At 36.0% G+C, this 14,405-nt stretch carries 14 protein-coding genes, 1 other RNA gene, 1 pseudogene and 1 other annotated feature; of the genes and pseudogenes, 2 read left to right on the forward strand and 14 right to left on the reverse strand.

The genetic code is table 11. The annotated features are described in order from the left end of the window. Window positions 1-76: 76 nt before the first annotated feature. From mnmA to K6959_RS11660, 4 genes are all read right to left on the reverse strand, one after another. Window positions 77-1,192: a tRNA 2-thiouridine(34) synthase MnmA gene (gene mnmA / locus K6959_RS11645; RefSeq protein ID WP_223086571.1), complete on the reverse strand. Its 1,116-nt coding sequence runs from the start codon at window positions 1,190-1,192 to the stop codon at window positions 77-79. 5 nt (window positions 1,193-1,197) lie between these two features. Next, a complete protein-coding gene (locus tag K6959_RS11650) occupies window positions 1,198-2,340 on the reverse strand; it encodes a cysteine desulfurase family protein (RefSeq protein ID WP_223086573.1) in 1,143 nt (380 codons plus the stop codon). A gap of 69 nt (window positions 2,341-2,409) precedes the next feature. Next, a complete protein-coding gene (gene cymR, locus K6959_RS11655; protein WP_163243202.1) occupies window positions 2,410-2,835 on the reverse strand; it encodes a cysteine metabolism transcriptional regulator CymR in 426 nt (141 codons plus the stop codon). After that, window positions 2,832-3,530, reverse strand: coding sequence for a YczE/YyaS/YitT family protein (locus K6959_RS11660; RefSeq protein ID WP_223086574.1), 699 nt, complete (start codon window positions 3,528-3,530; stop codon window positions 2,832-2,834). The genes cymR and K6959_RS11660 overlap by 4 nt, the downstream gene beginning before the upstream one ends. 165 nt (window positions 3,531-3,695) lie before the next feature. Between K6959_RS11660 and K6959_RS11665 the strand changes: the two genes are divergently transcribed. Next, entirely contained in the window at window positions 3,696-4,979 is a 1,284-nt protein-coding gene (locus tag K6959_RS11665; RefSeq protein ID WP_223088371.1) for a replication-associated recombination protein A, read from the forward strand. Window positions 4,980-5,044: 65 nt separating this feature from the next. On the opposite strand, the gene K6959_RS11670 is transcribed toward K6959_RS11665, so the two are convergent. The 5 genes and pseudogenes from K6959_RS11670 to K6959_RS11690 all read right to left on the reverse strand — a co-directional run bounded on the left by K6959_RS11670 (window position 5,045) and on the right by K6959_RS11690 (window position 8,785). After that, window positions 5,045-6,001, reverse strand: a complete 957-nt coding sequence (locus tag K6959_RS11670) for an ABC transporter permease (protein ID WP_163243200.1) — start codon at window positions 5,999-6,001, stop codon at window positions 5,045-5,047. Further along, the gene (locus K6959_RS11675; RefSeq protein ID WP_163243199.1) at window positions 5,994-6,920 is read right to left on the reverse strand and encodes an ABC transporter ATP-binding protein; all 927 of its coding nucleotides are present in this window, start codon (window positions 6,918-6,920) and stop codon (window positions 5,994-5,996) included. The genes K6959_RS11670 and K6959_RS11675 overlap by 8 nt, the downstream gene beginning before the upstream one ends. A gap of 18 nt (window positions 6,921-6,938) precedes the next feature. Continuing rightward, window positions 6,939-7,631: pseudogene (locus tag K6959_RS11680) on the reverse strand (ABC transporter ATP-binding protein). Beyond that, window positions 7,624-8,007 carry a GntR family transcriptional regulator gene (locus K6959_RS11685; protein WP_163243198.1) on the reverse strand — a complete coding sequence of 128 codons (384 nt, stop codon included), beginning with the start codon at window positions 8,005-8,007 and terminating at the stop codon, window positions 7,624-7,626. The pseudogene K6959_RS11680 and the gene K6959_RS11685 overlap by 8 nt, the downstream one beginning before the upstream one ends. A 4-nt stretch (window positions 8,008-8,011) precedes the next feature. Beyond that, on the reverse strand, window positions 8,012-8,785 hold the full coding sequence (locus K6959_RS11690) for a hypothetical protein (protein ID WP_223086576.1): 774 nt from the start codon (window positions 8,783-8,785) through the stop codon (window positions 8,012-8,014). Window positions 8,786-8,938: 153 nt separating this feature from the next. Here K6959_RS11690 and K6959_RS11695 point away from each other — a divergent pair, with 153 nt between their 5' ends. Continuing rightward, on the forward strand, window positions 8,939-9,379 hold the full coding sequence (locus K6959_RS11695; RefSeq protein ID WP_163243196.1) for a Myb-like DNA-binding domain-containing protein: 441 nt from the start codon (window positions 8,939-8,941) through the stop codon (window positions 9,377-9,379). Between the two features lie 58 nt (window positions 9,380-9,437). Here the strand turns inward: K6959_RS11695 and K6959_RS11700 are convergent, their stop codons facing one another. From K6959_RS11700 to K6959_RS11720, 5 genes are all read right to left on the reverse strand, one after another. Beyond that, window positions 9,438-10,202 (reverse strand): tRNA threonylcarbamoyladenosine dehydratase, encoded by a 765-nt coding sequence (locus tag K6959_RS11700; RefSeq protein ID WP_223086577.1) that lies wholly within the window; start codon window positions 10,200-10,202, stop codon window positions 9,438-9,440. A gap of 222 nt (window positions 10,203-10,424) precedes the next feature. After that, window positions 10,425-10,612, reverse strand: a non-coding RNA gene (gene ssrS / locus K6959_RS11705) — 6S RNA. Window positions 10,613-10,676: 64 nt separating this feature from the next. After that, window positions 10,677-12,449 (reverse strand): aspartate--tRNA ligase, encoded by a 1,773-nt coding sequence (aspS, locus tag K6959_RS11710; protein ID WP_163243194.1) that lies wholly within the window; start codon window positions 12,447-12,449, stop codon window positions 10,677-10,679. Window positions 12,450-12,467: 18 nt separating this feature from the next. After that, on the reverse strand, window positions 12,468-13,733 hold the full coding sequence (gene hisS, locus K6959_RS11715; RefSeq protein ID WP_163243193.1) for a histidine--tRNA ligase: 1,266 nt from the start codon (window positions 13,731-13,733) through the stop codon (window positions 12,468-12,470). Between the two features lie 46 nt (window positions 13,734-13,779). Continuing rightward, window positions 13,780-14,017: a binding site (T-box leader), on the reverse strand. Window positions 14,018-14,080: 63 nt separating this feature from the next. After that, entirely contained in the window at window positions 14,081-14,254 is a 174-nt protein-coding gene (locus tag K6959_RS11720; protein WP_163243192.1) for a hypothetical protein, read from the reverse strand. Between the last annotated feature and the right edge of the window lie 151 nt (window positions 14,255-14,405).

Consider the following 14,405-nt stretch of genomic DNA (forward strand, 5'->3'; position numbering starts at 1 on the left):
GCATCTTTAACGATTTTACGTTCATATCTACAATGAAAAACCCCGATTTTACAAAAGAAAATCGAGGTTTTATCTCTTAACCAACGTACGTAAGTTTTTCGCCATTTTTAAATACTTCATTAATAGTACCCCCGCCTAAACACTCTTCACCATCATAAAAGACGACGGCTTGTCCAGGGGTTACTGCACGAATCGGTTCACGAAACACAACCTTTACAGATTGATCATCAAGAAAAGAAACCGTCACATGATGATCTGGCTGCCGATAACGAAACTTAGCTGTGCAATGGAATTCAGCTGGTTTTTTCTTATTTGATGTCCAGCTTACATGAGTGGCGATGATTGAAGTCGAATAAAGTTTATCATTATGGAAATTTTGCCCAACATAAAGAATATTTTTCTTTACGTCCTTTCCAATGACAAACCACGGATCACCAGCGCCACCGATTCCGAGTCCATGCCGCTGGCCAATTGTATAGTACATAAGTCCGTCATGTCTTCCTTTAACTTCCCCATCCAAAGTCTCCATATTCCCTGGCTGAGCCGGCAAATAGTTACTTAGAAATTCTTTGAAGTTTCGTTCACCAATAAAACAAATTCCAGTGCTGTCTTTTTTAGAGGCAGTTGCAAGATTTGCTTCTTTTGCAATTTCCCTGACTTTTGCTTTCTCTAATCCGCCAATTGGAAACATAACTTTTTCAAGCTGATACTGCTTTAACTGATTAAGAAAGTATGTTTGATCTTTATTTTTATCAAAGCCTCTCAGCATTTTATACTCACCATCAACAAATTTGACTTGGGCATAATGACCGGTAGCCAAATAGTCAGCACCTAAATGTAAAGCATGTTCTAAAAAGGCTTTAAATTTACTCTCTTTATTACACATTACATCAGGATTTGGTGTTCTGCCCACTCTATATTCGTCTAAAAAATACGTAAATACTTTATCCCAATATTGTTTTTCAAAATTAACAGCATAATATGGTATTCCAATTTGATTACAAACACGGATAACATCATTATAATCTTCTGTTGCCGTACAAACACCATTTTCATCTGTATCGTCCCAATTTTTCATAAAGATCCCAATTACATCATAACCTTGCTCTTTTAACAATAACGCAGCTACTGATGAATCTACTCCTCCAGACATTCCGACAACAACCCGTGTATCTTTGGACGCCTTATTCATTTATTTCACCTCATTAACCGTTTAACAATTATTGCAACGATCTTTGCAAGCTGTTCAATTTGCTCTCTTGTATTCATCAATCCGAAGCTAAATCGAATTGAAGTATGAATTCTTTCAGACTCATTTCCAAACATTGCAACTAGAACGTGGGATGGTTCAATTGAACCTGCCGTACATGCCGAACCGCTAGAAGCGGCAACCCCAGCTAAATCTAAATTCACAAGCATCGCTTCGACATTGATTCCAGAAAAGCTAATATTCATAATATGCGGCAGCGTTTGCTCACATTTACCATTTATATGATAATTAATTTCTTCTTTTTGAAAATAATCGCGTATTAGCTTTTTATACGACTGATATTGTATACGTCTTTTATCTAATTCCCTTTGAGCTATTAATACAGCTTCCTTAAAACCGGCAATTGCTGCAACGTTTTCCGTCCCTGCTCGGCGCTTTCGTTCTTGTTCTCCTCCAAATATTGCAGGAACAAGCTGAATGCCATCTCTTACATAAAGAAAGCCAATTCCTTTCGGACCATTTATTTTATGCGCTGAAACTGATAATAAATCAACTTTAAGCTCATTAACATCAATTTTCTCTATCCCGTAAACTTGGACTGCATCAGTATGAAATTTTGCCTGATGATGTTCTAACAACTGACCGATTTCTTTAATTGGCTGTATTGTACCAACTTCATTATTCCCATACATGATAGATACAACAATTGTATCGTTACGCAGTGCACGCTTTAAGTCTGTAACAGAAATAACACCTGTGTTATCAACAGGTAAATACGTCACCTCATAACCCCTTTTCTCTAATTGTTCACATGTATGTAAAACAGCATGGTGTTCAATAGAAGTGGTTATAATGTGACGTCCTTTTTCTTTATAAGCTTCACATATTCCGATTAATGCTAAATTATCGGCTTCTGATCCACCGCTTGTAAAAATAATTTCTTTTTCACTTGCATGAATGGAATTTGCTAGAACTTCGCGCGCCTCGTCGACAAGCCGTCGAGCTTCTCGTCCAAACGAATGAATACTTGATGGATTTCCAATTTCGTTTTCCATGACTGACAGCATTGTTTTAATTACATTAGGATGAAGCGGAGAAGTCGCAGCATGATCGACATAGATACGTTCCATCATTTCACCTTCTTCAACTATTAAAAAATACAATCTTTCCATTATTAGAAAGACATAAAAAGAAAATATTTAAATATAAAACATGTATGGATCACTTTCACCGTCACCTGTACCTGTATAACTAGCTAAATCATCTAAAGTAGTATTATCTAACACATCTTTTACAGCATCACGAATCCGAATCCAAAGCTCTCGTTTGGCAGGTTCTTCATCTTCAATTCCCTCTACAGGGCTGATTGGACCTTCTAATACACGAATGACATCTCCAGCAGTAATTTTTGAAGGAATATCACTCAGAATATATCCTCCATATGCTCCGCGAATACTTTTTACTAAACCTGCATTACGCAGGGGGGCAATAATTTGCTCTAAGTAGTGCTCAGATAGATCATTCATTTGCGCAATCGTTTTTAATGAGATCGGACCTTCCCCATGCTTTCGTGCTAACTCAATCATTATTGTAAGTCCGTATCTTCCTTTCGTTGAAATTTTCATACATTTGCACCTCGATTTATTGATTTATCGTGTTGTTTGGAAAGGGATAAATTTTTCTGCCGTTTTTTAAGCCGTTTTAAAAAAGTGTTTGTAAACTTTTCACATTGAGGAATCGCAATGCTAGCAATTGGACCGATTACAATCGTAAATATAACTGTTCCAATGGACACTGGGCCTCCTAATAACCATCCGATCATAAGAACAATGATTTCCATTATTGACCTTACATGACCGATCTTCCACCCTGTTTTTGACGTTAAGGCGATCATTAAGCTATCGCGCGGGCCAGCTCCGAATCCCGCAGAAATGTAAAGACCCATCCCATAACCAATTAAGATGATCCCACTAACTAACATTGTAGTTTTTCCTAAGAAAGAAATTGGTGTTTTAATGACAGGAAGAAGTAAGTATAAATCGATAAAAACACCAACTAATAACATATTTAATAAGGCTCCAATTTGAGGTAATTCTTTACTTATTATAGACGCTGCAAGTAAAATGAACACACCAACAATGATTGACAAAGAGCCAATCGTTAAACCTAATTGTAAAAATAGACCGACGTGAAACACATCCCAAGGAGTTGCTCCAAGGGCAGCCTTTATAAGTAAAACGATTCCTAGAGACATAATGAGCAGCCCTAGAATGTACATGATGAAGCGTGGACCAACTTGACCTTTCTTTTTTTGAACCATTAAGCTCTCCATCCTCTGTGCTCTGGATAATCATTTAACAAGTAATAACTAGTAAATAGATAGACTTTTGACATTATAGCATATTAGGCCTTCAAATGCATTTTTAGAATTCTTGTTGTATAGTTGAAATATGAGTTAAATACAATGGAGAGATTGAACATGAGTATAAAACCGTTAGCGTATCGAATGCGACCCAGAACAATAAATGAAGTGATCGGTCAACAGCACCTTGTTGGTGAAGATAAGATTATCTATCGTATGGTAAAGGCAAAACAGCTTTCATCAATGATTTTATATGGTCCTCCCGGAATTGGAAAAACTTCAATCGCAAGTGCCATTGCTGGAAGTACAACATATGCGTTCAGAACTTTAAACGCAGTAACAAACAATAAAAAGGATCTCGAAATTGTTGCTGCAGAAGCTAAAATGTCCGGTAAAGTCATTCTTCTTTTAGATGAGGTACACCGTTTAGATAAAGGGAAACAAGATTTTTTGCTTCCATTTTTAGAAAATGGCATGATCACATTAATAGGTGCGACAACAAGTAATCCGTACCATTCAATAAACCCGGCGATAAGAAGTCGCTGTCAAATATTTGAGTTACACCCTTTATCAATTGATGAAATCAAAACAGCTTTAGTTCATGGATTAACAGATAAAGAACGGGGATTTGGAAATAAAACAATTCACATGACTGATGAAGCGTTGACACACTTAGCAACTGCTTCAAACGGAGATGTCCGCTCAGCTTTAAATGCATTAGAACTAGCAGTTTTATCGACAGAAGAAGATGAGAATAGGACAATTCACATTGATTTACACACTGCTGAAGAGTGCATTCAAAAGAAGAGCTTTACTCACGATAAAAATGGGGACGCCCATTATGATGTCCTTTCAGCACTACAAAAATCGATAAGGGGTAGCGACGTTAACGCAGCACTTCATTATTTAGGAAGATTAATTGTAGCCGAAGACTTACAAAGCATTACAAGAAGACTGCTTGTCATTGCTTACGAAGATGTTGGTCTTGCAAATCCGCAGGCAGGCCCAAGGACATTAGCGGCTATTGAAACATCAGAACGGGTCGGATTTCCGGAAGCACGCATCCCGCTAGCAAATGCGGTAATAGAATTGTGTCTTTCACCAAAGTCTAATTCCGCATATAAAGCAATTGATGCAGCTCTTGCTGATATTCGCTCAGGCAAAAGCGGAGAAGTACCCGCACATCTTAAAGATGCTCATTACAAAGGTGCACGAGAGCTTGGGCGGGGAATTGATTATTTGTACCCTCATGATTATGAAAATGGCTGGGTTAAGCAGCAATATTTACCTGATCCACTTAAACATCGTACGTACTATGAACCAAAACATACTGGAAAATTTGAACTAGCATTAGCTTCGATATATGAAAAAATTCGAAAGCAACAGTCATCAAAAAAAAAATTATAACATAATAACTTTACAGGAGCTGTTAACTTGGACAGCCCCTGTACCCTTTAACATGAAGTTCACTATTACGCGGCCACATCTCGCTTTTTAAAAATATACAGAGCTAAAAAATGAAACAGGCAGAAGTAAATTGCGAGCATGACAACTGAAAAAGTAAGCGTCATTCCTTCAACCATTGGTTCTCCGTTAAAGTAGTCCATTAATCTTGTGTTGGCAAATAAAATATATTTCGCCCAATCAAACTTTAATGCTAGTAACTGTGTTAAGTTACCTCCCATTAATAACAAAAATAATGAAATACCAATTGCTAAAGAGTTATTTCGAAATACTGCCGAAATCATAAATGCCATCGTTGCCAACATGATTATGTCGATTGAATTAAGACCATAGTAAATAAGAAGATAAACTCCCATCGGCTGTTCCACTACTTCTCCATTCATGTACGCAAGATGTGGAACCGGCGCTTCAGGCATTCCAAATAAAAGTGCTCCGCTAATCGCCGAGAATAGAAACGAAATAGCTAACAGTATAGCTCCGAATATAAACACAGTCATATATTTAGCAGCTAAAATTTTACTTCGTTTTATTGGTCTAATAAGTAACAGTTTAACTGTGCCCCAGCTAAATTCACTGGCAACAATCCCCGCTGCAATAATAATTACAAACATGCCGATCACTTGAATATTTTGGGCTGAATCTTCAATAAATCCCCACATTGTATACTTTTCATTAGGAGAAAGATTATGCTCTATTCGATACTCATTAATAGCAATATTCCGTTCTAAGTTTTTTACCAACATGGGATTATTGTTTTTAAATTCCTCGATATCTTTTTTATAGTTTTCATTTTGTGCGACAAGCTCTGCTTTCCAATCATGCCCTTGCGGAACTTCTGTATGATCATTTGCATATTTTATGAATATTCCTGTTACGATCGTTAAAAGTATAATTAAACCGATCATTACATACGTTCCAGGACGTTTAAAAATTTTCATTAACTCATTGCGGATTAAATTAAGCATGAGCAGCGACCTCCTCAGCAGACGTAACTTCTAAAAAGCGCTCTTCCAACGTCTTAGTTATTTCTTTAACACCAAATATTTGGATATCGGTTTCAACGAGCGATTTTACAATAAGCGGTATTTGTTCCTTTTTCAATTGTATAGTGAATCCTTGTTCTAATAGTTTGATGTTGACTCCAACATCAAGACTATTGATAAGCTTAAATGCTTTATCTTTTGGCTGTACCTCAAATTCAAATATTTTATCGGAATCAGCAACAATATCGTGCACCATTTGAACATCAACAAGTTTTCCTTTTTGAATAATACCGATTCGATCACACATCATTTCCATTTCCGCCAATAAATGACTAGAAACGATAACAGCCATTTGCTTTTCTTTTGCCAGCTTTCTAATATAATCACGGATTTCTCGAATTCCAGCTGGGTCTAAACCATTTGTCGGTTCATCTAAAATAAGAACCTTCGGGTCATGCAAAAGCGCTTGAGCCACTCCAAGTCTTTGTCTCATTCCAAGAGAATACGTCTTTACTTTTTCATGAATACGGTCTGTAAGGCCAACAAGTTGAACTGTTTCGTCAATTTTCTGTTTTGTTACCCCTTTTGTCATTCTTGCGAAATGAAGTAAATTTTGATATCCAGTCAAAAACTTATACATTTCAGGATTTTCTACGATTGCACCAATATTCCGCACTGCTTGTTCAAATTGAGTTTTTATACTAGATCCGCAAATGCTAATATTTCCGCTTGTCATACTAATTAAGCCCACAATCATTCGAATCGTTGTCGTTTTCCCTGCACCATTCGGTCCTAGAAATCCAAATACTTCCCCTTCATACACATCAAAGCTAAGTGAATCAATAATTGTTTTTCCTTTAATCGTTTTAGTGACATCCTTCAATTCAACTAATGACTTCATTCCGTTCTACCTCCTATTTTAGTAAGGAAATATCTTTTTCATCCAATTTAATATTGATAAGCCTTCTTCCTCACGTAATTGTTCCACATGTTCCCTAGCAATAATTTTACCTTCGTGAATTGCTAATACTTCATCAAGGAGCGGTTCAATCTCCTCTATTTCATGGGTTGCAATGATCACAATTTGCTTTTCGAAATCAATGAAAGAAATTAAACTTTTAACAATCGATTCACGCACCATCGGATCTAAACCAGAAAACGGTTCATCTAATAAAAGAACAGGAGCATCTCGGGCTAACGTAAGAACTAGCTTTAATCTGCCGCGGTTTCCTTTTGAAAGCTTTTTAAGCGGTTTATTTTTGTCAATTTTCATAAATTGTAATAATTTTTCAGCCTTATTCATTTGAAAATCAGAAAACTGAGAGCTTGTAAATTTAATCATATCCATAACAGTTAACGGATGATAATAAATATCTAGTTCTGTTCAATAAGCTACTTTACTACTAATCCTTCTATCAACAATTTCTCCATTTATTTTGACAAACCCTGAAGTAGGAAAAACAAGTCCGGCAATGAGCTTTAATGTTGTCGATTTCCCGCTGCCATTGGGCCCAATTAATCCATAAATTTCCCCCGGTTTTAACATAAAAGATACTTCATTCAAGGAACGTCCTTTACCGTATTTTTTTGAAACGTTATCAAATTCAATCATGAGACTCCTCCGCGATTTTTTTTAAATGTCGTTTAACTCCCAAAAGCATTTCTGCTTCTGATAAGCCCATTTCTTTCATATCTTTAACAAAATTGGTAATTATTTCTGATTGCAATTTTAATTTAAGTTCTTGAACAGCATTCCCATTTTCACATACGAACGTCCCCTGTCCACGTTTCGTTTCCACAATTCCCATCCTTTCCAATTCACTATATGTTCGTTGAATTGTATTTGGATTTACCCCGCATTGAAGAGCCATTTCCCGAACAGATGGCAACTTTTCAGAAGGTAAAAGTTCATTCCGAACAATTTGCCGGCAAATCCGATCAACTATTTGTAAATAAATAGGCTGAGATGCTTGAAACTGCTTACTCATCTCACTACACCTCTACTTTCCGTTCTAACATCCATGCGGAAACAAAGAAAATAAGTAAAGCAGTCATTATATAAAGCAGAAAAGGAATGAAACTAAATTCTTGTGGGACATGAATAAATATTTCATAAAATCCATAGTCAGTATTACTCTTCATTTCAAAAGGGATAATGTTTAACTTTATTTCCCCTAAACTAATTATTTTTTTGTATAACGAGTGAGAACGTATATAAGTTGCCAACGTAGTGATGGTAGCCCATATAAAGATAATGAATAACCAGCGAAAACTTTTAATATGTAAAATCCGACTTAACGCATAATTTAAAGTCCAATAAAATAACACCCAAATTGATACATAAATTGAACAAAGAAAAATACTTACAAACATCAATATATTTATGATTAAGAAATCTTCTATAAAGAAATTAAACTGCTTTATTAATATTATCGCGATCAAAATACTTAGTGATAACGAAATAAGTTGAAATATTAATCCGGGAATCAATTTAGCACATATTAATTTCAACACACTATTCGGGTTATGGAGCCAAAGCTGTGTTCTCCCTTCAATATTTAAAGACGTAAGCAAATAAAGAGGGAGATAGAAAAAGTGAGCCAATATCATTAATAACATGCCTATGGAAAACAATTTTGGCTCATCAATATAGTTGGTGAAGCTATATCCTCCTACAATTGCTGCTACAAGTAAAATCATATATGTAATAAAAAAATATTGCGTTATTTTAAATTCCTTTATAATCAATCCTTTGAAAGCAGCCACTTCATTAACCTCCAATTTCGCATTTCGTATTAGTGTATTAGTTAAATAGTACACTAATACTTTTGTTTATGTCAATACATATCTAACCATATAACCATATATATTTTTTTCTTTGAGGGTGAGGATAACGAATAGAAAAATTGGGGTGATGAAATGGTACGCAAAAAGAAAGTTTGGACTCAAAAAGAAGATAAAATATTAATTGAAATCGTTACATGCTATAAAAATAGTGGGAAAACTCAAACCGAAGCTTTTAAAGATGCAGGGCAAAAGCTGCAGAGAACTGCTGCGGCATGTCGATACCGCTGGAACAATAAACTTCGGAAAAATGAGAATGAAAAGGGGCATCCGATCTCGGGAAGAGAGGATTGTAACAAGTTAAATTTAGAAACGATTATAGAACATTTACAAACGTTAAAAATAGAACAATTAGAAAATAATAGACTTAAATCCGAAAACGAAATGATTAAATCTGATCATTTAAAGTTAAAAAACGAATTAAAAGAACGGGAAAAACAATTTGCCGAATTAAGGAGGAAATATAGAGGTTTAATGAATGTTATTTCAGAGGCTAAAGACTCAATAGAAAATTAATTATTTTAATGTTGTTACACAAGCCGAAATTTACATCAGCTTGTGCATTTTAAAACACTCATTGATCTTTCACACGCATTATTTTTATATCTTCTAACAACTGGCGAACAACATAGCTAGCCATGATAAGTCCAACTACTGAAGGAACAAAAGCATTTGATGATGGCGGCATTTTTGCTTTTCGAATCGTTGCCTCGTCATCTCCCACTTCTTTTATTACATCTTCACGAGCAACAATTGGGCTCTCATCAGAAAAAACTACCGGAATGCCATTTACAATTCCTTCTTTACGAAGTCGCGTGCGAATCACCTTTGCAATTGGATCAGTATGTGTTTTCGAAATATCGGCAATTTGAAATCTTGTAGGATCAAGTTTATTTGCTGCTCCCATACTTGAAATCATCGGAATATCTTTTATTAAACATTGTTTCATTAAATGAATTTTATAAGCGATTGTATCAGATGCATCAATGACAAAATCTAATTTGTGATGGAACAATTCTTCGTATGTTTCATCTGTATAAAACATTTTTAACGTAATGACTTCACAGGCGGGATTAATATCTTTAATTCTTTCCTCCATTACATCCACTTTTGATTTTCCAATAGTAGACAGTAAAGCATGTAATTGTCTGTTAATATTTGTTATATCAATATCATCTTTATCAACTAGCACTAGTCGGCCAATCCCAGAGCGTGCCAACGCTTCAGCAGAAAAAGAGCCGACTCCGCCAATTCCGAGAACTGCTACTGTACTATTTTTCATTATTTCTAATCCTTCTTTGCCAATTGCTAATTCATTGCGCGAAAATTGATGTAGCATATTTTTCAACTCCAACTATAAAGTAGACTTCATTTATTTTATCGTTAAACTATGTTAAATAATTCGTATAAACTTCTAATTTCAGGCGACTTTTAGGTGAATGCTCCCTCTAAAGAAACTAAAAATCAACAGAATGATATCACATCGCCTACCATTATTTGCAAAAATATCGAATTAAAAACCCTTGATGTAAATTACATCAAGGGTTTTACTCCTATGTATAAGAGTCCCAATCGTGCCGTCGTATGTTGTGCCATTGCTTTGAACCCGCTCTCAGCAGGTGGGTGTTCTGTTTCGAGCTTGTGTAAGTCCTCTTCAGCGAGGCATGTACTCTGCCTGAAAACTCCAAACTCCCGTACAAGAAAATGTTCGGTCAAAACTAGGTTGCACAACGAACACATCAGGACTCATCTTCTTTCTGATTGTATAATAGCATATGATTTATTAATTTTCAAGAAGGCACTGCTCAATTATTTATTTTTCATTGTTAATATTTAGTGACAAATGAAGTTCATCTAATTGTGTTGAGCTAACAGCTCCTGGTGCTTCAGTTAATAAACAACTGGCACTTGCCGTTTTTGGAAAAGCAATCGTATCACGTAAATTAGATCTTCCTGCCAACAGCATCACAAGGCGATCTAAACCAAGTGCAATTCCGCCATGAGGAGGTGTACCATATTCAAAAGCCTCAAGTAAAAATCCAAATTGCTCTTTAGCCTCTTCAGGTGTAAAGCCAAGTACTGCAAACATTTTTTCTTGAATATCCCGTTCAAAAATACGGAGAGATCCTCCTCCAAGTTCATATCCATTTAAAACAAGGTCGTAAGCTTCTGCACGAACTTTCTCCGGTTCTGATTCTAAGAGTGCTACATCTTCCCTCACAGGCATTGTAAAAGGATGATGTGCTGCATTATAACGTCCTTCCTCTTCGTTGTATTCAAGCAATGGCCAATCTGTAACCCAAAGGAAATTAAATTTCGATTGATCAATTAGCTCGAGATCCTTTCCAAGTTTTAACCTGAGCGCTCCTAACGCATCAGCAACTACATTTTTCTTGTCTGCAACAAATAATAATAAATCGCCTGCTTCAGCTTTAAGCTGAGCTTTTATTCCTTCCTGTTCTGCTTCTGAAAGAAATTTTGCGATCGGTCCTTTTAAACCCTCTTCCTCTTTAAGCCACGCTAATCCTTTTGCTCCATAGACAGATACAAATTCTGTAAGTCCATCAATATCTTTTCGAGAATATTTACTTGCTCCGCCTTTAACATTAATTGCTTTTACTTGACCGCCGTTTGCAACTGCTCCAGTAAACACTTTAAAATTTGAATCCTTAACAATTTCTGAAAGATCAATGAGCTCCATTTCAAAACGCGTGTCTGGTTTATCTGATCCATATCTGCTCATCGCTTCGTCATAAGTTATCCGCTGAAAAGGTGTTACAATGTCAATCCCCTTTACTTCCTTCATTACCTTTTTCATCATCTTTTCCATTAATTCAACGATATCCTCTTTACTCATAAAGCTTGCTTCAATATCGATTTGCGTAAATTCAGGCTGACGATCTGCTCGTAAATCTTCATCTCGAAAACAGCGGGCAATTTGATAATACTTATCAAATCCTGAAACCATTAATAGCTGTTTAAAAAGCTGTGGAGATTGAGGAAGAGCATAAAACTCTCCGGGATGAACACGGCTAGGTACTAAATAATCACGAGCCCCTTCAGGTGTACTTTTTGTTAAAACTGGTGTTTCAATATCTAAAAAGCCTTCATGATCGAGAAAATTTCGAATCGTTTTCGTTACATTATGACGCATTTTAAATGTCTTGTACATAACTGGGCGGCGCAAATCTAAATATCGATACTTTAAACGGATATCCTCTGCAACATCCGTGCGATCATCGATGACAAATGGAGGTGTTTTTGCCTCGTTTAAAATTGTGACTGCTTCAACTTGTATTTCAATCTTACCGGTTTTTAATTGATGATTAATTGTTCCCTCATCGCGAGCAACAACTACACCTTCAACATCAAGAACAAATTCACTGCGAATTTTTTCCGCAACAGATAACGCTTTTTCTGATACATCAGGATGAAAGACGATCTGAACAATACCTGTTCTGTCACGAAGATCGATAAAAATTAGACCGCCAAGATCACGACGTTTTTGTACCCATCCTTTTAATATGACCCTTTCACCAATTACAGCTTCTGTTACTTCCCCACAATAGCATGTTCTACCAAACATTTCCATCCTCCTTGTCTTTTACAACCTTTTAAATTGCTCTACAAATGAATCGAGTGCAAGCTCCTTTTGATCACCAGTGGCCATATTTTTCACATTAATGATGTTCCTTTTTAATTCATCCTCACCTAAAATCGCTACATATTTTGCCTGTAAACGATCTGCAGCTTTAAACTGTGCCTTTACTTTCCGATCTAAATAATCTCTTTCGGCGGAGTAGCCGGCTTGACGAAGAGTATGAACGAGACGGACTGTATAATCTTTTGCTTCATCACCAAGGGAAACAAAAAAACAATCGATTCCTTCATTAAGAGGAAGCTCAATCATTTCCGCCTCTAATGCGGCTAATAACCGTTCAATACTTAGTGCGAAACCGATACCCGGTATTTCAGGTCCGCCAATTTCTTCAACAAGTCCATTATATCGTCCTCCACCGCATAACGTTGAATTCGCACCAAATCCTTCTGCATCACTCATAATTTCAAAGGCAGTATGAGTATAGTAATCTAATCCGCGAACAAGATTTGGATCAACTTCTATTGGTATGTTGAGTGCCTGTAAATGCTGTTGTACTTTCTCAAAGTATTTACGTGATTCTTCATTTAAATAATCTATAATAGCTGGTGCTGATTTCATTAATTGATGGTCGCGATCTTTTTTACAATCAAGAATTCGCAGTGGATTTTTTTCCAATCGATTTTGACAATCCGAGCAAAATTCATGAATTTGCGGTTTAAAGTGGTCAATCAATGCATTACGATATGCTTGTCGACTTTCTTTATCTCCAAGACTATTGATCACTACCTTCAGCTTTTTGAGACCTAAATCCTTATATAAAGACATTGCTAAAGATATAACCTCTGCATCAATTGCAGGATCAGCACTCCCAAGTGCTTCAACCCCAAATTGTACAAATTGTCGATAACGACCTGCTTGAGGTCTTTCATAGCGAAACATCGGCTCTAAATAGTAGAGCTTAACAGGCTGATTTATATTGGCATACATTTTGTTTTCAATAAATGAGCGAACAGTCGGAGCCGTCCCTTCTGGTCGAAGTGTAATACTTCTGCCTCCCCGATCTGCAAATGTATACATTTCTTTTTGAACTATGTCAGTCGTATCTCCAACACTTCGTAAAAACAATTCGGTTTGTTCAAATATTGGCGTACGGATTTCTTTATATTGATACATCCTGCATAAATCTCTTATTTTCTCCTCGATAAACTGCCACTTCTCTACTTGTCCTGGAACAATATCTTGTGTTCCGCGAGGGGCTTTTATATTCATTTACAATCCTCCTTAAAAATTAAAGCTCTCGACCCTTGTTATAATAACAAGGGACGAGAGCTTAACTTCCGTGGTACCACCCTAGTTGAAGAGTAAACACCACTCTTCCACTTTAACAGTTAACGCCTGCATACGTTCTTCTCCTACTAAAAAACGAGTTTTTTTCAGAGAGAAACCTAAGAAGTGTTCTTTCATTAAGTCATCATGTAGAAATGCTTTCAGCCAAGACATTTCCTCTCTTTTCATGTGGATTCTTAACTACTTTTCTTCCTCATTGGTTTACTCTAGCTATTCATCCATTTTATTTATATAATAATACGTAGCAAAATTGAAAATGTCAATAGCAATTACGAGCGTTCTAATCGTTTTTTTAACTTTCTTACATCTCTCAATGTTAAATGAAATTCCGTTGCTAATTCAAACATATTTGACTCTTCATTTTGCATGATATCTTGGAAGTTTACACCAAACAATTGATTTTCACCGCTTTTTATTTTGAAGCCTTTTTCACTGAATCTCATTCAAAAAATCACCCTTTTCGCCTTTCTTTAAGCGTTATTCTTCCCAATAAATGTGCTAACCTTACAATAAAAAATAACTTTTAAATCAAAACAAATGATTTTTTTAATAAACTTCGTTAAAATTAAAAGAAAAATAATTATTGGAGGAAAA

It is taken from the genome of Bacillus aquiflavi, assembly GCF_019915265.1.
In the GTDB taxonomy this organism is placed as follows: Bacteria; Bacillota; Bacilli; order Bacillales; family Cytobacillaceae; genus Bacillus_BT; species Bacillus_BT aquiflavi.